This window comes from Vibrio lentus (assembly GCF_002875945.1).
GTDB classification, from domain to species: Bacteria; Pseudomonadota; Gammaproteobacteria; order Enterobacterales; family Vibrionaceae; genus Vibrio; species Vibrio apostichopi.
The window spans coordinates 19,859-38,635 of the sequence record NZ_MCZK01000107.1 but is presented as its reverse complement, the minus strand read 5'-3'; the positions used below and the strand labels follow the sequence as shown (position 1 = coordinate 38,635).

Annotated in this window: 13 protein-coding genes; 11 read left to right on the top strand and 2 right to left on the bottom strand. The window is 44.1% G+C overall.

Features of this window, described 5'->3' with window-relative positions; genetic code table 11:
- The 4 genes from tssK to BCT49_RS10325 all read left to right on the top strand — a co-directional run.
- Positions 1–1,303 (top strand): type VI secretion system baseplate subunit TssK (gene tssK, locus BCT49_RS10340; RefSeq protein ID WP_102435141.1); only part of this gene is annotated, 1,303 nt, incomplete at its 5' end.
- A 5-nt stretch (positions 1,304–1,308) separates the two neighbouring features.
- Positions 1,309–2,505 (top strand): type IVB secretion system protein IcmH/DotU, encoded by a 1,197-nt coding sequence (gene icmH, locus BCT49_RS10335; RefSeq protein WP_102435142.1) that lies wholly within the window; start codon positions 1,309–1,311, stop codon positions 2,503–2,505.
- Between the two features lie 2 nt (positions 2,506–2,507).
- The gene (gene tssM / locus BCT49_RS10330) at positions 2,508–5,906 is read left to right on the top strand and encodes a type VI secretion system membrane subunit TssM (protein ID WP_102435140.1); all 3,399 of its coding nucleotides are present in this window, start codon (positions 2,508–2,510) and stop codon (positions 5,904–5,906) included.
- A 79-nt stretch (positions 5,907–5,985) separates the two neighbouring features.
- Positions 5,986–6,639 (top strand): protein kinase domain-containing protein, encoded by a 654-nt coding sequence (locus tag BCT49_RS10325; protein WP_241908052.1) that lies wholly within the window; start codon positions 5,986–5,988, stop codon positions 6,637–6,639.
- Between the two features lie 167 nt (positions 6,640–6,806).
- Here the strand turns inward: BCT49_RS10325 and BCT49_RS10320 are convergent, their stop codons facing one another.
- Positions 6,807–8,036, bottom strand: coding sequence for a hypothetical protein (locus BCT49_RS10320; RefSeq protein WP_102435138.1), 1,230 nt, complete (start codon positions 8,034–8,036; stop codon positions 6,807–6,809).
- Between the two features lie 321 nt (positions 8,037–8,357).
- Here BCT49_RS10320 and BCT49_RS10315 point away from each other — a divergent pair, with 321 nt between their 5' ends.
- The 7 genes from BCT49_RS10315 (at position 8,358) to BCT49_RS10285 (ending at position 18,140) form a co-directional block, all read left to right on the top strand.
- Complete coding sequence (locus tag BCT49_RS10315; RefSeq protein WP_102435137.1) at positions 8,358–9,401, top strand: response regulator; 1,044 nt, start codon at positions 8,358–8,360, stop codon at positions 9,399–9,401.
- 32 nt (positions 9,402–9,433) lie between these two features.
- The gene (locus BCT49_RS10310) at positions 9,434–13,108 is read left to right on the top strand and encodes a response regulator (protein ID WP_102435136.1); all 3,675 of its coding nucleotides are present in this window, start codon (positions 9,434–9,436) and stop codon (positions 13,106–13,108) included.
- A gap of 294 nt (positions 13,109–13,402) precedes the next feature.
- Positions 13,403–14,374: a tripartite tricarboxylate transporter substrate binding protein gene (locus tag BCT49_RS10305; RefSeq protein ID WP_102435135.1), complete on the top strand. Its 972-nt coding sequence runs from the start codon at positions 13,403–13,405 to the stop codon at positions 14,372–14,374.
- 249 nt (positions 14,375–14,623) lie between these two features.
- Positions 14,624–15,124 (top strand): tripartite tricarboxylate transporter TctB family protein, encoded by a 501-nt coding sequence (locus tag BCT49_RS10300; RefSeq protein ID WP_102435134.1) that lies wholly within the window; start codon positions 14,624–14,626, stop codon positions 15,122–15,124.
- A 10-nt stretch (positions 15,125–15,134) separates the two neighbouring features.
- On the top strand, positions 15,135–16,655 hold the full coding sequence (locus BCT49_RS10295; RefSeq protein WP_102435133.1) for a tripartite tricarboxylate transporter permease: 1,521 nt from the start codon (positions 15,135–15,137) through the stop codon (positions 16,653–16,655).
- A 193-nt stretch (positions 16,656–16,848) separates the two neighbouring features.
- The gene (locus BCT49_RS10290; RefSeq protein ID WP_102435132.1) at positions 16,849–17,607 is read left to right on the top strand and encodes a sulfite exporter TauE/SafE family protein; all 759 of its coding nucleotides are present in this window, start codon (positions 16,849–16,851) and stop codon (positions 17,605–17,607) included.
- A gap of 341 nt (positions 17,608–17,948) precedes the next feature.
- Positions 17,949–18,140, top strand: a complete 192-nt coding sequence (locus BCT49_RS10285) for a hypothetical protein (RefSeq protein ID WP_004733590.1) — start codon at positions 17,949–17,951, stop codon at positions 18,138–18,140.
- 103 nt (positions 18,141–18,243) lie between these two features.
- Here the strand turns inward: BCT49_RS10285 and BCT49_RS10280 are convergent, their stop codons facing one another.
- Complete coding sequence (locus tag BCT49_RS10280) at positions 18,244–18,657, bottom strand: VF530 family DNA-binding protein (protein ID WP_004733589.1); 414 nt, start codon at positions 18,655–18,657, stop codon at positions 18,244–18,246.
- Positions 18,658–18,777: the final 120 nt, after the last annotated feature.

Sequence of the window (18,777 nt, the reverse complement as noted above, 5' to 3'; positions counted from 1 at the left end):
TGAATTACGCAACAAAGCCCCTCAGCACTTTCAGCAGCAAGACCGCTACGTGCAAAACTACATTCGTCAGAATATCGAAACACTGGCTGGTTTTGCCCCTTTCTTCGGCATCACCGAGTTAGTGCTTAACCACGATCTATTGAAGATCGGTAAGCTGTCTATTCCAAGTTGTTCTGGTGTGTTCCCCGATGGAACCCAATTCAATCTCAAGCAAGAGATCGTAGTCGACATTCCTCAAGGCACCATTGAAACCATTGTTTACCTTGCTCTGCCAATCTCCTTACAAGGCAACAATGATTACAGCGAAGATGGTCAGGAACAAAGCCGTTACATCACCCGTTCAATCAATGTATTCGACACGTCTACCTCTGAAAATGCCAGTGTTGAAGTTGATGTCGCGCAGCTTAATATCGGCCTAAAATTCGCTGGAGAAGACACGTCTGGTTTTACCCTAATTCCCGTCGCTAAGATCTTAGAAATTAGTGACTCTGATGAAGTGATGCTCGATAGAGCCTTTATCCCTGCCTGCTTACATTACGGCGCTTCAACGCTACTTAGCGAACGAGTCAAAGAAATTCATGCGCTGGTCAGTAACCGAGCTCAAAATCTTCTTAAACGCATCGAGGCTGGCCAAGGTCAAAAGAGTCCTCAGTCGATGATGCAAGATTTCCTATGGCTTCAAACGCTCAACACTTGGCTACCGTGGTTTGAATTGACCATCAGTAACACTAAATACCCGACACACGAACTGTATTCAAAGTTGAAACAGTTTGAAGCTCAAGTGATGGCGTTAACACCCGCGATTCCAGATGAATGTCAGCCTTTAAAATATGACAAGCTTTATGACAACTTTAACCCACTCTTTTCGAGCCTAAGAAACTTACTCACCCTGGTGCAACAAGACTCGGTTATTGAGTTCAAATGGGATATTTCACTGTTTGAGAAACGCCGCCTACTTCGCACATTAATCAAAGACCCTAGCAGCGTTTATAACCGTCGTTTCGTTCTCAGTGTTAAGTCCGATATCAGCAGCACAGAGCTGAATGAGCTGTTCCCTATTTCGGCCAAGTTGAGCAGTAACAACAAGATTGTTGAGTTAGTGAGAAGTTCGCTGTCTGGCATTTCGTTAACGCCACTTCCGATCGCACCGAGTGAGCTCAAACCGATGCAAGGTGTCGCTTATTTTGAAGTCGACACCAAAGACCGAAATTGGTTAGATATGCTCGATACGCGTGATGCGATTGCGCTGCACGTCGATGCTCGCATACCCGCTCTCGAAGTCGTTCTTTACGCGTTGAGATAATGGCCATGGATTATTTAGACGAAGAAACACTGGTCATAGATAAAGCATCAAAGGACTCTGCGAATACAGAGTCTGACCACGCTTTCTCTAAATTGGTTGCGGTGCACTCCACCAGCACCCAAGAAGAGTTTCTGCGTCACTTTGATAAGGCAGAGAATCAACTGATCAACATCAGTAGTGATTTGCTGACCAAAACACTCAAAATCTCAACGCTGTCTGAACCCGAGGATTTAACCGTTTTCCGTGAGCAGTTTATTCAGGGAATTAACGACATAAAGGCTCAAGCAACCGAGCTTACCTACCCTATTGCCGTTATCGATAAACTGTGCTTTTTGTACGCTGTAGTCATCGATGAATTCATCATCTACACCGAGTGGGGAGAGGAACGCGGCTGGGAAAATAAAACCCTACTTAGCGAACTGTTTGGCATGCGTAATGGCGGTGAGCTGTTCTTCTCTGTTGCTGAAAAATCCGCAAGACAACCACACAAACTGATCGATCTGCTGGAGATCATCTACCTCTTCATCAATATTGGGTTCAAAGGCCAATATCGTGAAGGCGGCGCTGAACAGTTAAAAGCGTTCGTTCATCAATTAGAACAAACCATCAGTCAATATCGTACCGCCAGTGGCGTTCACTGCCGCACGAAGGTAAAGCTACCTGACGTAAGAAAACCAACAAGACGTAAACGTTACTTCATTACTAGCTTGTTTTTCTTTTGTTTGATAGCAACCAGCATTGGTTTAACAGAGTTCTGGTACAACAAAACTCACGCACAGCGGTCGCGTGATTTCACCTTTTTACCAAACTTTAGCCAACGCTACGTTCTATCTGGAGAAATCAAAGACATTGTCTTCATCAGCCAAGATAACGACTTGGAAAACCCTCCTCGTCACGCGAGCAAAGCTGAGGCAGTAGAAGCCTCAAAAACAACTAACTTCACGCCAAGCTCAGCCAATTGGTTGGTACAACTCGCGACGTTCTCAAGTAAGAAAAATGCCCAAGCTTTCATCAACAATCTATCTCCATCAGCTTATGAGCCAATCATCTCACCTTACAAGAAATACTATCGAGTGATATTGAGAGCCAACACCTCAGAAGAAGCGAGAACAACCAAAGCTTGGTACGTAGAAAGCGACCAAATAAACGCCATTATTGTTCGCACTTCTGCGCATGACTTAAACAAGGAAGAGTCTAACTGATTATGCCGGATGCCAAATCAAACAAGTCAGGCAACGTTAAGAAAACAGTAGGCATTTCTGCCCTAGCCTCTGTCGCCTTTTTTACCGTCGCCTCTAGCGTCATTCTGTTAACACCGCTCAATGCTTATTTGGTGTGGGCGCTGACGACTATCGCCATCGTCTCTACACTTATCGGCTTTATTTGCTATTGGGTGCTCATCAAACGCAGCGCAAAATCACAAGAAGAGTCTTTAGACAAAGAACTGATTCAAAAAAGACAAAAGCAATTAGCAAATCATTTTAAACGAATGATCAGCGGGCAGAAGCGTAAAACTCGCTTAACCAGTCGCTACGATCAACCGATCTATTTACTATTGAGTCAAAACCCAAACAAAGACAAAGACAAAAGCATCATCACTCAAATGGGTTACGAAGCCTATAAGCTTGACGATTTCGGTAATGACATTGAATTCCCTGTTCTGTTTTGGGTCAGTGAGCATTCTATTTTGGTGTCGGTGAGTATGGGAGAAGACCAACATCCTGAATATCTAAAAACACTCAGTCAATCTCTAACTGCATGGCGCCCGAGACAAGCCGCTAATGGCTTGTTGCTCACCACGGACGTCTCGTCACTACTGGAAAACAACGAACAGATAACACAGCAAGCTGACGAGCTTAAATCGACAATCAAGACGTTCAATCAAGCTTTTGGTGTCAGCCTACCGATTTATAACGTCATCTCGAATATGGGCAGCATCAGCGACTTTTGTCAGTTCTTCTCTGCTTTTGACGAGTCGAAAAGAGATGAAGTATTCGGTGCTACTGCGCCTTACTCTGCACACGGTGGCATCGATGCGAACTGGTTCAATGATGAATACGACCATTTAATCAGTGAATTGATCGCGAACATGAGCAATGCATTAGCAGGTCAATTGAATCAAGATTATCGAAACTCTATTGCCAGTGCTCCTTTCCAGTTTGGACTATTGAAACAAAATCTTTGGCTATTCCTCAATCGATTATACCGAGGTGAGCAACTCAGTGACGCACTGCAGTTCAGAGGCTTCTATTTCACTCATGACGGCCAAAGCGCTTCGCAATCCGACTTACTAGCGAGTGCGGTCTCTTATTCTGTAGGACATGAACACTACCAACAGAACGAGCAAATCCCTGTTAATCAGACTTTGTTTGCCCAATACCTCATGACACACGTGATCCTATCGGAACACGAACTAGTCGGCGTAAACAAACGCAAAGAGAACACCTTGTTGGTTAACCAAGTTCTATTCACACTCTCTTGGATTGGTTTACTCGCAGCCGTGTTATTGGTGATTAAGTTCGACTTTGATTTCCAAAATCAACGTGAGACCAGAGCGGATGTAATGTTGGAACGCTACAAAGAAGCGATATCTGCATCACCTTATGACATCGAGAACATGGCTGACAATATTCCGAACCTGTTCTCACTGCAGCGAATCTATAACCTCTACAAGCAGCCCGAGCCTTGGTATAGCTTGCCGTTTATGCCGAACCCTAGCATCAAGGAAGAAGTGGAAGAGGCCTATTTCACAGAGCTACAACAGGTGCTTATCCCTTCGATGGAAAATACGATCGAGAAAGACCTGTTTGTGTACGTAAACCTTGAAGATCAATCTCAAACGCTGTCTCTGCTTAATAACTACCGTTTACTTTTCAGCAAAGACAGAACCAATGTTCAAGAGCTTAAAAACTACTACGTTCGTACGCTACAAGACCAAGGAGAGGCAGATAGCGTCAACATTGCTCAGCTAGAAGTATTGTTGAATGACATCTTTGCGCGTAACCTGACGCCAATTAAATCGAACCATGATTTAGAGAGCCTAGCCAAGAAAGTCATCACCCAGACGGGCATTGAAACCCTGTTGTACGAACATATCCAAAGTTCTACGACCTACGCAAAGCGCGTCGATATTCGTGGTGAATTAGGTGATAACTTTGGCTCAGTACTTCAATTCTCGCCAAGTTACGCCGGCTACTTAGTTCCTTATATCTACACACCGACGGGTTTTAACGAGCTCGATTTATCGGTCAACTCCCCGACTCTTAAATCGGCTTTGCAGTCTTATGAAGGCGTTGCCGGCGCTTACCCTAGCGCACTCGAACTTCATCGAATCAGCCGAGAGTTGAAGCAAACCTACCAAAATGATTACATCAACTATTGGCGTGATTTGGTTCGTAATGTCGAAGTCAAAGAAGTGGCCGACCCTACGCAATTAAAAAATACGTTAACAAGCCTGTCGGAAGCCAGTAATAATCCACTATTCAGTTTGTACTCGACGATCGCTAAGTACACCTATGTAGAACTAGAGATACCAGCCAAGGATGACAAGGAGCAAGATCCTGCAAGCATGCCGATTCAAGATCCTGATAAAAAAGAATCCGCTCGTCAGATATCTCTTAGTTTCCAAGCATACAAAAAACAGGTTTCTGCCAATGACCAAGGTAAGAAGCCCATCGACAACCTACTGACCGCATTTATTAACGCTAAAAAGTGGGGAGACAAGTTTTACGAGACCAAAGAGCCACAAAAGGTCGCCTTTGAAACACTGTCTGTGACGTTGCAAGCTGGTAATCCGATTGCGTCGCTATCAAGCCTATCCAACAATCATTTAGTGGTCGCTGAAGAGCTGATTAATAAGGTGGTACATCAGAGCAATGAGACCGTGATGTCACTGGCTCACGACTACCTGAATACAGCGTGGTCGAAAGAAGTGTATCAACCTTACCAACAGCGATTGGCTTCGTTTTATCCGTTCAACCGAAAATCTAAATCAGACGTGAGTGTCGCGGATGTTAAAGCCTTCTTCGTGACTAATGGCATCGTCGATAAATTCTCTCAAACTCGTCTAAACGGATTTATTAAAAACAGTGACGAATCCCCCTACTTACCAGGACTGTTGCCAGGTACAGGGTTATCCATTACACCTGAAGTTTGGACAATGATTGATAAGGCTGCTGATATAAAGAACGCCCTATTCTTAGCGGATCCATCGAACATTCTGATCAATTTCCAACTGAAAGCCGTCGATATGACGCCAAACATCACGGAATTTTCGATCATTTCAGATAAGCCTATCTTTACCTATCGTCATGGCCCAACACTATGGAGCCAACAATCATGGCAAGGTGACGCGAAGTTTATCGAGAAGTTAGGCATTCAACTTAATGCTCAGGATTCTACAATTGGCCAGAACACCGTAAAAGGCACGTGGAGTTGGTTCCGCTTGTTCGAACCAAACGTGAATTTTACCTCAGCACAAGACACTCAGGTTGAGTTTGTATACGGTGACAGCAAAGTAAAACTGACCATCAAAACTCAAGGTCAATCAAACCCATTTGTTCCCGGTTTCTTCTCTGGATTCTCACTACCAAGTGGTATCTGATGACGCACTTTCAAACAGCTCGTCTTGTCCATCCAGGCGAGCTCAAACTTCTGAGGATGATATATTCTCAACAACGGACTTGAACGATGAAAAGCTTCTGCCAGTGTTCAAAGCTCATGGATACACTAATCTAACTAGATTAAGCAAGCGGGTTATCAAAGCCCAACACCCTAGTTGGGGGCTGGTTACGATAAAATTTGCTCAAGAGTTAAAACACCGTCACTTCTTAAAGCAAGAGGCGGAATTTATCTATTCAAATACCAATTTCAATACCGACTCTAGTAAAAAAGATATCTGGCCGAACTATTGCGATTACTTTTCTAACCACAAGAGTGACTGTTTAGTTCTTTCTTACATGAATGGTAAAACACTGCTAGAAATACAAGCAGATTCAGATTTGGCGGAATACTTACCCTCTCACTGGATTAGCGCTTTAGAATCTACAATTAACCAAGTCCACAAGTTAGGTTTCGTCCATGGTGATATTAAGCCATCCAATATCGTATTCAGCCCACAAGGACAAGCTCAACTCATCGACTTTGGCTCTGTTACTACCATTGGTACTGACCGCGAACAACTTCGCTTTGACAGTTACACGCCTCGGTACTCTAAACAGCACTTGGTCACAAGTAAGCTTGACGATTGGTTCGCTCTTGCGGTTACGTTAGAGGAAGTTTTAGATGATGCAGCCCTACCCAGCCGCTATCAAGTTCTCCTGAAACAGCATAGATAAACCAGTCATATCTATATCTATCCGCAGGTAAAGAAAAAGCGGATGATCAATCATCCGCTTTTTTGTTCGCATCAAGCCAAGCCACTTAGCCTATGTTATGAAGACAATGAGCTGAGTGATTTAGGTCGCTCTTTTATTCTGTTCATTTGGTTATTCAAATAGCTTTGTTATTCAGGTATTAGAAGCGATTCCAATCCACCAGCAACAGTCGCTGCGAGTGCTTTCGGCGCAAGGCTTTCTTTCACGCTATCTTTGATAGTTGTGCCATTAAAGAAGTTCTTAACCTGCTGCTTTCTTACCGCCTTAGAAAATGCTTTTTCATCCGTTCCCGGGATAAAGTTCGGTTCACCACGCGCCGCATTTAACGCTTGTTTCACACCCGGTTTATTACTCTCAAGCGCAATTTCACTGTTGGCAATAAACGCCTTGGCCTCTTCTTGCAATATGGCATAAGCACTCAAGGTCGACTTCTGGAAAGATAACTTGATCACTGAAGGATCGGTATTCACCTTACGGCCAAACTTACGCTTAATTCTTCGAGTTAAGCGAGTCCTCATATTAGGCGGTGGTGGCGTTATATCGGTAATTGAAAGGAAATTATATGGTGAACTATAGCAAGGCATACAAACCATGTAGGAAGCGATAACTGGGATCTCTTCCATCTTCATTTTGAACCAGTCACGAAAGAAGTTCTCGCCGATAACGTCACGCTTTTGATTAAGCATCACGCACTCTTGCTTAAACTTGCGAAATTTACGTTCCATTACCCATTTGTCGTATAAACCGCGGAAAAAGTTGAAGATAGAAAGGACCGCTTTAACAATACTGGTTACCGTAGCGCCAATTCCTGAACTGGCTAAGTTAATCGCAATGACACCACCATGAGCCAGTGCAATCATTGAATCTTCGATCGCAACCGCGCGGATCTCACCACGAATTTTATCAATCACATCAGCACCAACACGCGTCGTTGTCATTGAGCTCAGGTGACGGGTTTTATGGTTGTTAACGGCTTTACCCAACGCCGAGTAAATTCTCGTCGCCGCTTCTTTAATATCATCGATTGCTGGCGCTAAATCAGCAAAGATTCGCTTTACCAAGCTTGGAATCATACTCAATATCTGAGCTTTAATATCATCCATCGCGATACTGGTAATGCTCTTTGCGTAATCGAGGAATTTTTCTTTTATCTGCTCGGTGATGTTTTCAATCATACCAGCAAGGCTTGTTCCACTCCCTGTCACAGCCTCGGTAATGGTACCTGTTAAGCTGTCTACTTCTGTTGCGGCGGCAACCGCAATCTTAACCTTATCTACTTTAGTCACACCCACCAAATCTGCATTCGCAAATAGCGATAGCATGTCTTTCTGAATGATGGTCAGCCCTGTATTCGGCATCGTACGTTCTCCCTGTAACAAGTCCACGTTAGATTTGAAAAGTTACTTGAACGACTAAGTCCCTCTGAATCATTCGGTCTTAGCAAACTAAACCCTGAACTATTCAACCTTGATCGCACTACTACACAATCCATGTAGTTATTCTTTGTTAAATAAAGGTTAACATATAAAATATCTATTCATAGAAAGGTGTACCATTATTTCCTTTTGGATTCCAAAACCAATAATTAACCCTCCTGAAATCATGCATTTCCACCAAATTCCACTACGCTTTACTAGCATAGAACATAGCAATCTGATTAAATTTTTTAGGGACGAAAAATGAATCAAATTACGACAGATAAACCCATTATTTTGGTTGTTGATGATATCCCAGACAACATCCACACTCTATCTGGGATCCTCAACGACGATTTTAAAATCAAAGCCGCTACATCAGGCGAAAAAGCGTTAAAGATAGCCTCTTCCTCGCCAAAACCTCACCTCATTCTTCTCGACATCATGATGCCTGAAATGGACGGTTACGAAGTCTGCCAAAGGCTAAAAAGCGACCCTGTCACCTATGATATTCCCGTCGTCTTTGTTACGGCGAAAACAGACGTGATCGATGAACAAAAAGGGTTTGAATTAGGGGCGGTGGACTACATAACCAAACCCGTTAGCCCGCCGATCGTGAAAGCTCGTGTCGCGACACATATTTCTTTGTATGACCAAAACCTTGCACTGTCACGTAAAGTCCGACAAAGAACAGAAGCGCTCGAGATGAGCCGACTTGAGATCATTCGTAAGCTTGGCCGAGCAGCTGAATACAAAGACAATGAAACCGGAATGCACGTTGTTAGAATGAGTTACTACTCAAAGATCCTTGCTCAGCAGTTAGACGTGGGTGAAGAATGGGTTGAGTTACTGTTCCAAGCAGCACCGATGCATGACATTGGAAAAATTGGCATCCCCGACTGCATATTAGGCAAACCCGGAAAGCTTGATGCAGATGAATGGGCAATCATGCAAACACACGTCACCATTGGCGGGGATATCATTGGAGACAACGACTCCAAATTGCTGAAACTCGCTCAAGAGATCGCCCTTTACCACCACGAGAAATGGGATGGCAGTGGCTACCCTCATAAACTGTCTGGCGAAGACATTCCTTTAAGTGCTCGTATTGTTGCAATTGCAGACGTATTCGATGCCCTAACGAGCGAACGCCCTTACAAAGAAGCTTGGCCAATTGAAAAAGCGATTGAGTTAATACAAGAACAAGCTGGCCTTCACTTTGATCCTAACTTAGTTCCGATCTTCATTAGCAAGCTCGATGAGATGCTAACCATCAAAGGCTCTTTTACTGATGAACCAGACCACTAAGTTCGCTGGTACTTTTTAAATACAGGTACTTTATGAATACTGTTTCCAGATTTGCTACAGACTCGAAAATAATCTTAGTCTCTTTTCTCGTCGCGGCGATCGTTGTGTTTTCTGTGGCTGTTGGGGCTTGGATTAATCTCAATAATCGCTTTATCGGAGTCGAAGAATACGCTTCCAGTACTCGCTTATTGACCTCCCTCGATAAACTGCGTGTTTATGAGCTGTCTTTCAGTAACGATTACAACAAACAACTCATCGCTAACTTTAATCAAGAAGCAGAGCAAACCGTTCGTTTAGCCAATGACTATGCCGACCAATATTCAGCGCCACTTCCAATCAATTTACTCTCGGAATATTTGATTCAATTTAAGCAATATGCCGAAATTATTGAATTGAACCAATCGACCCGGGCGCTTATGAATGAACGTTCCAATGCAGCGACAGAGCTGTTGTTGGAAATGAGAGGCTTGCACAATCACGCGATTAACCAAAACAGTCAAAACATCAGAGGGCTACGATTAACCAGTGAAAAACTGACTAACGTCGCCTTAAAAACCAGTCAACTCGCCACACTCGCCGTCAACATACAAAACCTTGAGAAAGAGTATTTGCTAGATGGCAACCTAAAGACCTATTCGTTAGTCAAATTGGAGATGCAAAAAGCATCTCAGTTAATTTGGAAGTTACAAGATCAAATATTAGATGACAAAGGGCAGAAATTTTTAGACATCGTTGATAAGGCAAAAAATCGCTATTACACCAATTTAGTTCAGCTCCAAGGCGTACCTATTACTTCTGCAAAATTAAGAGCTTCACTTATCAACCAAGTTACCCTGAGTGGCTCTGAGTTTTCGCGTTCGGTTGGTTTGCTCTATCAGACCAAACAGAGTCAAGTCGCAGAATTGAATCATCTCGTTTCAACGTATCAAACCGAGCTGTCTTCTCAATTGCTTGTAGGGCAAGATTTATTGGCAATTCGCACATTATTAAGTCGTTCAAATAGATTCAACCGAGATTTCCTACTCGCAAATTCAAAGGAACAGGAGCTCATCGCCAGCAAGGTGTCACGTGTCATCAATGAGATGCAATCCAAGTCGGGCAATGCACAACAACTTATTATCTTGTACGCACCAGAGGTGAAAACTACCGCCTTCGATGACCATATCAGCGTCTACGAGGCGCAATTCACAGAGTTAGTAAGTTCGCAACGACGAGGCCACCAATTACTGGAGGCGATGGATAAGAGTTTCTTAGAACTGCGAGATTTCGTTTCCCAGCGTCACTTGGCTGAAAGTGTCAATGTTAAAGACTCGTCCAGTATGACTTTCCATTTGGCCGTTGGTGGTATGATTTTCTTCATCATCATCTTGTTGATGGGTTTGCTTGCCAACAAAGCCCATTCAGCGTTAGAAACTGTCGCGCGCAGCCTAGCTACCGCACGTGACGAAGCTGATGCTGCCAATCATGCCAAATCGGATTTCTTAGCCAACATGAGCCATGAAATCAGAACCCCAATGAACGCCATCATCGGTATGAGCTACTTGGCGCTGAAGACCGACTTAACTAAGGCACAACGTAACTACATCCACAAAGTGAAGCTCTCTTCGGACACCCTACTCGGTTTGATCAACGACATTCTCGACTTCTCTAAAATCGAAGCAGGTAAATTAGACATCGAAAACGTCGATTTCCATCTCGAGAACGTACTAGACAACATTACTAACTTGGTTGGCCTACGAGCTTCTGAGCGCGGCTTAGAGCTACTTATCCAAGTCGATAGAGATGTACCAACCAATCTTATTGGTGATCCGCTAAGGCTTGGTCAGATCTTGATTAATCTCAGCAACAATGCCGTTAAGTTCACAGAGAAAGGCGAAGTGAAAATTTCTATATCTGTTGAAGCAAGAGATGGTGACGACATAAAACTGAATTTTGCTGTCTCTGATAGCGGAATCGGTATGACACAAGAGCAAGCCGCTAAACTGTTCAATAAGTTCACTCAAGCAGACAGCTCAACCACACGGAAATACGGCGGAACAGGCCTAGGCTTGGCGATCAGTAAGGAGCTCAGCCAATTGATGGGTGGAGACATTCACGTTTCAACGGAACTCGGTAAAGGTTCAACCTTCTCATTTACGATCGCAACTCGCGTTAGTCACTCGATTACCCAAAACCGAGTGGTGGTCCCTGCTTCGATTAATCATTTGAAAGTGCTAGTTGTTGATGACAACTCCAGTGCACGCTTGATCGTTGGCGATATTTTAGAATCTCTTAAACTCACTCCAACGCTAAGCGCCTCTGTTGATGAAGCGTTAGTGGAATTGCACACCGCAGATGCTAACAATAAGCCCTTTGATCTGATTATCTCGGATTGGAAAATGCCTAAACGCGACGGTGTTGACCTATTGGAAGCACTCAATCACGGCTTATCACTGAGTAAAGATCCGAAAATAATGATGCTCACCGCCTATGGCCGAGAAGAGTTAGCCGAGGCCATTACCAAAAGAGGATTCGAGGTCCCGAGTATTTTAGACAAGCCTATCACCTCCTCTCACCTCTATGACTCCATCGTTTCGCTGTATGGACTTGATTCAGATCGCGTCTCTCGTAGCGAATTAGAGCAACAGAGTCAGCTTGCGAATGTTCAACAACTTGCTGGTGCTAACATCTTGTTGGTTGAAGACAACGAGATAAACCAAGAGCTCGCGACAGAGCTATTAGAAGGCCAGCAGATTACAGTCACCATTGCCGAGAATGGCCAGCGTGCGATAGAGCTTTATCAACAAGCCATTGCTGATGATACCCCTTTCGATGGCATCTTGATGGACTGTCAGATGCCAATCATGGACGGATACGAAGCAACAGAGCATATCCGTAATGAGATAAAAGACACTCAAACCCCAATCATTGCGATGACAGCAAACGTAATGGAGCGAGATAAAGAGAAAGCGCTCAACTGTGGGATGAGTGACATTATCGCGAAACCAATTGATGTCGGCTCTATGTTCGCAACCTTAGCAAACTGGGTTTCACCGTCTAACCCCGTGCAATTCAATGTTTCGTTGCAAGACTCCACCAATACTCTGCAAGAAGAAAACAACGCAGAAAAAGAACCCGAGGCGTTACCTGTCATTGTGGGTCTTGATACCAAAATGGGATTGATGCGGGCAAGTAACAATCACAAACTCTACATGAAGTTATTGAAACGATTTGTTGAAGCCTACTCTGACGAAGATATCTTAACTACTGAGCTATCAAGCAGTACTCAGCAGCGTTACTTGCACACCCTTAAAGGTGTTGCTGGTAACCTAGGTGCGAGCGATCTACATAGCTTGTGTGAAAAACTGGAGTCCGAACTTACCGATGACGAACTAAAAGAGAAGGTCATCAAAACCACGATCACGTTGAGCCAACAGATCGCAAACTCGCTCTCTGAGTCAGATCCAACCCATAAAGATTCTGAAGAACAAAAGGCACACTCGGATTCCTCGCCTAATCAGCCAAACGCCAAATTGTACCGTCAATTGCTGGAAGCCGTTGCCAACGATGATACAGAAGCACTCAACATCATTCTTAACATTGAAGATGGTGCAGTGGTGGGTTTATCTCCTTCTGAGTTCAAAAAGTTAGAAAGCGCACTAGAGGAATTCGACTTCGATACCGCCACTGAACGGCTAAAAAACTCAACACTCGCGAGCTCATCGTGAAAATGAAAAGACGAGATTTGTTCTAGTTTACAAACAATTAAAGAGAGCCCAAGTGGCTCTCTTTTTTCATCGGTCTCTGATAGTAGCGCCACCATCACCTCGCCGTGAACTTTATGAACTTTATTCACCCAATGTTCTTTATCCTCAATATCGCCGCATTAAAGACAATTCGTTAACACACCGTTAACTTTAACCTCATCTGCTAAGCAATACACTACTCGTGTGTTTAGCAGCTGGATATAAAACATAAGTTTCTCTCCATTGAAGAGATCCCCTACATAAGGAACGTGAACCATGTTCAAGGCACTGAAACCTACTCTTGCGGCTTCTATCATCGCAGCAACCTTTTCTTTTAACACTTTTGCTGCTGATGTAGAGAAAATCCACTTCCTAATCCCTGGCGGTGCTGGTGGCGGTTGGGATATGACAGCTCGTGGTACGGGTGATGTATTAGTGAAATCCGACATCGTAGAAAATGTCTCTTTCCAAAACTTGTCTGGTGGCGGCGGCGGTAAAGCAATTGCTCACCTAATCGAGACGGCTCAACGTCAAGAAGACACGCTAATGGTGAACTCAACGCCTATCGTTGTGCGCTCATTAACCGGTATCTTCCCACAGTCTTTCCGCGACTTAACACCCGTTGCAGCAACCATTGCCGATTACGGTGCAATCGTCGCGTCTGCAGATTCTAAGTACAACACTTGGGAAGACGTAGTAAAAGAATTCGAAAGCAACCCACGTAAAGTGAAAATTGCTGGCGGATCTGCTCGTGGCAGCATGGATCACCTTGTTGTGGCAGCAGCGTTCAAAGGCGAAGGTTTTGACGCTAAGAAAGTGCGTTACATTGCCTACGATGCTGGCGGTAAAGCGATGGCTGCACTGCTTTCAGGTGAAACCCAACTGCTTTCAACAGGCCTTGGTGAAGTATTAGAGATGTCGAAATCTGGCCAAGTAAAAGTATTGGCAGTAACGGCACCTAAACGTCTTGATGCTGCCCCAAACATTCCAACACTAACGGAATACGGCAATGAAACTGTGTTTGCCAACTGGCGTGGTTTCTTCGCTGCACCAGGCACTAGCCAAGCGAAAATTGACGAGTGGAATGAAGCGCTTGGCAAAATGTACAAGACCGATGAATGGCAAGTCGTTCGTGACCGTAACGGTTGGATTGACAACTACAAAGCAGACAAAGATTTTTACGCCTTCCTAGAAGACCAAGAAAAACAAATGGGCGACCTAATGCGTGAGCTTGGTTTCTTGAAATAACCAACAATGGCAGAGGGTATCCGTACCCTCTCACTCTTTCCTTGTTTCGCCGTATATGAGTTAACTTCAAACTCCTTTGTTTATCCGTAGACGTATTACTAGCGCTTGCCGATTCGTTGAAAACGCAAGTGGCTTACTAAACCTAAGCACCGTAATCCGCTTACCTTTGGTTAGTGATCCCAGACATTTCATTGACTCGCTCATGTACGGTTTTTTTACTTTTCTATACCACCCCAAATGGAGTTGGATATGTCGGACTTACCAACCAAATTTCTGAGTAAGGAATCCCTGCTTTCTAAAGATCGCCTCGGCGCAATGATCTTTATGTTGGCGTGCTTGTGCTATGGCTACCAAACCACACTGATTCCTTTATTCCCCTGTGACGAGTATGAACCGTTTACCGCAAGAACATTGCCTACCCTGCTAACCTTTATTGGCATCGGGCTATCGTTGATCCTACTCGTGACAGGGCAACCCGATCAGAAAATCAAATGTGACACCACACCTTTGAACTGGAAGCTCCTCATTGGCTTTTTAGTGTTAATGGCTTTGTACGGTGTTGGACTGACTTATCTTGGCTTCGTTTTAGCGACCAGCTTCTTCTTACTTGCAGGTTTCTACCTGCTGGGTGAACGCCGTAAAGCGGTTTTATTTGGGGCGTCGTTTCCTTTCGTTATCGCGTTCTTTCTTCTTTTAACTCAAGGCTTAGATATCTACCTAGAGCCTGGTTTAATCTTCACTCTTTGGTAGGGATAACATTATGTTAGATGGAATTTTACAAGGACTTTCTACCGCTGTGATGCCAATGAACATCATGATGGTAATTATGGGCTGTTTCGTGGGTACCTTCATCGGGATGCTGCCAGGACTCGGTCCAATTTCAGCAATCGCGCTAATGATCCCTATTACTTACGGCCTTGACCCTTCTTCAGGTCTTATCTTGATGGCGGGTGTGTATTATGGTGCGGTATTTGGTGGCTCAACATCATCAATCTTAATCAATGCTCCGGGTTGTTCTTCTACGGTAGTAACAGCATTCGACGGCTACCCAATGGCGCAAAAAGGTCAAGCTGGTAAAGCCCTTGCCCTTGCAGCTTACTCTTCTTTTACTGGCGGTACACTTTCTGCAATTATGCTGTTGATCGCAGCACCAGCTCTAGCAAGCGTGTCATTAAGCTTCCAGTCTTCTGACTACTTTGCACTGATGTTATTAGGTTTATCAGCAGTAGCGGCGTTTGCAGGCCCAGGTCAGGTAATCAAGGCTTGGATGATGACTATCTTAGGTTTGATGTTATCAACAGTGGGTATCGACAAAGGCGTCGGTGTAGAACGTTTCACATTTGGTCTAACGGATCTTATGGACGGCTTTAGTTTCCTACTTCTTGCAATGGCAACATTCGCTTTAGGTGAAACTTTAATGGGTATTTTGAAACCTGAGAAAGACACCAGCGGCGAAGAAAGCCAAAAGATGGCCGATATTGGCAGCATGAAAGTGACCAAAGAAGAGTTCAAAGAAGTCGCGCCCGTTTCGATTCGTTCTTCGATACTTGGTTTCTTTACTGGTGTTCTACCTGGTGCTGGTGCAACGATTGCCGCTTTCTTAAGTTACGGCATGGAGCGTAGCCTCGCGCCAAAAGACAAACAGAAAGAATTTGGTAAAGGCAGTATTCGTGGTCTTGTTGCACCTGAATCAGCAAACAACGCGGCATCAAGTGGTTCATTCGTTCCACTACTGACTCTTGGTATTCCGGGGTCTGGTACTACAGCAATCATGTTAGGTGCATTGATTGCTTACGGCATCCAACCGGGTCCTCGCCTGTTCGTTGAGCATCCAGATGTGTTTTGGTCGGTAATTATCTCTATGTACTTCGGTAACATTGTACTGGTTATCTTAAACCTACCGTTGATCCCATATATCTCTAAACTGCTTGCTGTACCAAGAACGGTACTCCTGCCAATGATTATCTTCTTCTCAATCACTGGCGTGTACTTGGTGTCTTTCAACACGATGGATGTGTTTGTAATGCTCATTGTGGCAATGGCGGCGATAGCGTTAAGGCTGGCCAACTTCCCACTCGCACCGTTACTGCTTGGCTTCATATTAGGTGGTTTGATGGAAGAGAACTTGAGACGCGCACTGATGATCAGTGATGGTGAACTCAGCTTCCTTTGGGAACGCCCTATCACCATGACATTCACTATCTTGGCGGTATTGGTTCTCTCTAGTCCGATTCTCGTTAAGCTGTTCAAGAGCTTTAGAGCAAAACCAGTTGAAGTTTAGGCTTAGAACATCACTTACTTAAACTAAATTAAAGGAGCCTCAGGCTCCTTTTTTCGTATCAGTCATTTCAAAAAACCACAGCTCTAAGATGGTAGCAAACTCACAATCCGACTCTTGAAAAACACATATCCCTGATATTAATAACAAAATCAAGTAAGGTGATTCATCATTTAACGCATTGGATTCTAAAACTATGGATTGGTTGATTCTGTTCTTATCAGGCGTGATTGGCGGTGTACTGAACTCCATTGCTGGTGGAGGCAGCTTCATCACCTTCCCTGCTCTATTGTTTGCTGGCGTGCCTCCTATCGCAGCCAACGCGACCAATACCTTTGCATCATGTGCAGGCTACATCAGTGGTGCTTATGCACTGCGTCATGAAATTCAATCTGGCACCAAACAACTCAAACTCGTTGTTGGGCTATGTGTAATTGGCGGCGGCATTGGTGCATTTTTACTACTACACACGCCAGAAGCTCTATTTACTCAATCCGTCCCTTGGTTGTTGCTGTTCGCCGCTCTGCTTTTTACCTTTGGTGGCACACTCAATAAATGGCTAAAGAAAGCAACCGCTAAACATAAGCACGCCACCAGCGCAGGCGCGTTCTTTTCAGCTGTATTACTTTTGATCGTGTGTGTTTATGGTGGTTATTTTAATGCAGGCTTAGGCATTGTGACATTGAGTTACTTAGCACTGGCAGGGTATACCAATATCAACGTGATGAATGGCATCAAATTGTTGGTATCGGCATGCGCATCACTCGCGGCAATCGTGTTCTTTGTTGTGAATGGTTCGATTGATTGGCCGTCAGGCATGGCCGTTTTGTTTGGGACATTGGTCGGTGGTTACTATTCGGCAAAAGTCTCGCGCCGCATTCCTCAACAATATGTTCGTACCACAGTGATCATTGCTAGCTTTTTGATCACCGCTTACTTTTTTTATGCTAAGTAGGTTCTATACCAACTAGATTTTAATTAAGTAGGTTATATGCCAGCTAGGTTTTATGCGAAATAGAGTCTAGGCCAACTAGCTTTTATTCGAACGACTTCGTGCTGTGATCGCGGCTTTCGTTAGCCAAACACAGCGTAAATCGTTAAGCATTGAAGAACTGACAAAGAAACCTCAAACACCCCGCTGGTTATTTTATGAACTATAAAATAGCCAAGCCAAAATATGTGAGACGAGCCCTTTAATTAGCAAATTTGATAACAATTTAGACTGTTTTTTAGCCTTTATTTTGCCAAAGGTGGGATAATTCTCCTGTCGAAAGTGAGACTTCATTAGGAGGCGTTATGAACATTAAACTCGGTCATGTCATGTCATCAAGTCGACTCATTTGCTTTGTCGCTTTTCTTGCTGCCACATTCGCGTGGATTCTAAAAATGCCCGCTCTGTTTTCTGTGTCAGCGCTATTCCTACTGATCAGCGCCATTGTCTATGTCGTTGACCTTTGGAAGAATCAAAGAAAGAATCGCGAAGCTTAAGGCAAACGACTAAAGCGACACGCATTAAAAAAGGAGCGCTTAGGCTCCTTTTGTATTTTATACTTATCGTTTTAGCTGATTAGGCTATTTCGACGCCTTTCTATTAACGACGAAAGTTACGACCGTTGCCGCCACGACGCTCTTTAAATGCAGATGCCGCTTTAGCTTGTGATGCTAGAATCGATTCAACCGTTAATTCCATTGGCTCACGAGGCTCTAACCCGTGACGGAATGTACGTGAACGCGGAGGCATCTGGTATTCGATATCAGAAGCTTTAGGCATGCGCTTGAAACGGTAAAGGTAGAAGTTCTCTACTTTCTCACGAGCCCACTCTGTTTTCTTCAAGTATTTAACGGCACTTGCTACTGTCGGCTTAGTGTTAAAGCAGTTCATGCGCATTGCTGCATCCAAAATTTCCCAACCGTAATGATCCACTAACTCAGTGATCATAGTGTCTAGCTTCAAGCCATGCAGAGGGTTATTCTGTTGCAGTTCGATTCTTTCTTCTTCAGTCATAACATTACCTTTTCCAAGGCAACTAAAGGCCTTGAATTTACTCTAGAACACCGTCATCACTGACCGCTTCTAGCTCAATCACTTGGGCATTATATCCATTGCCCTTATCTATGCCTTTAT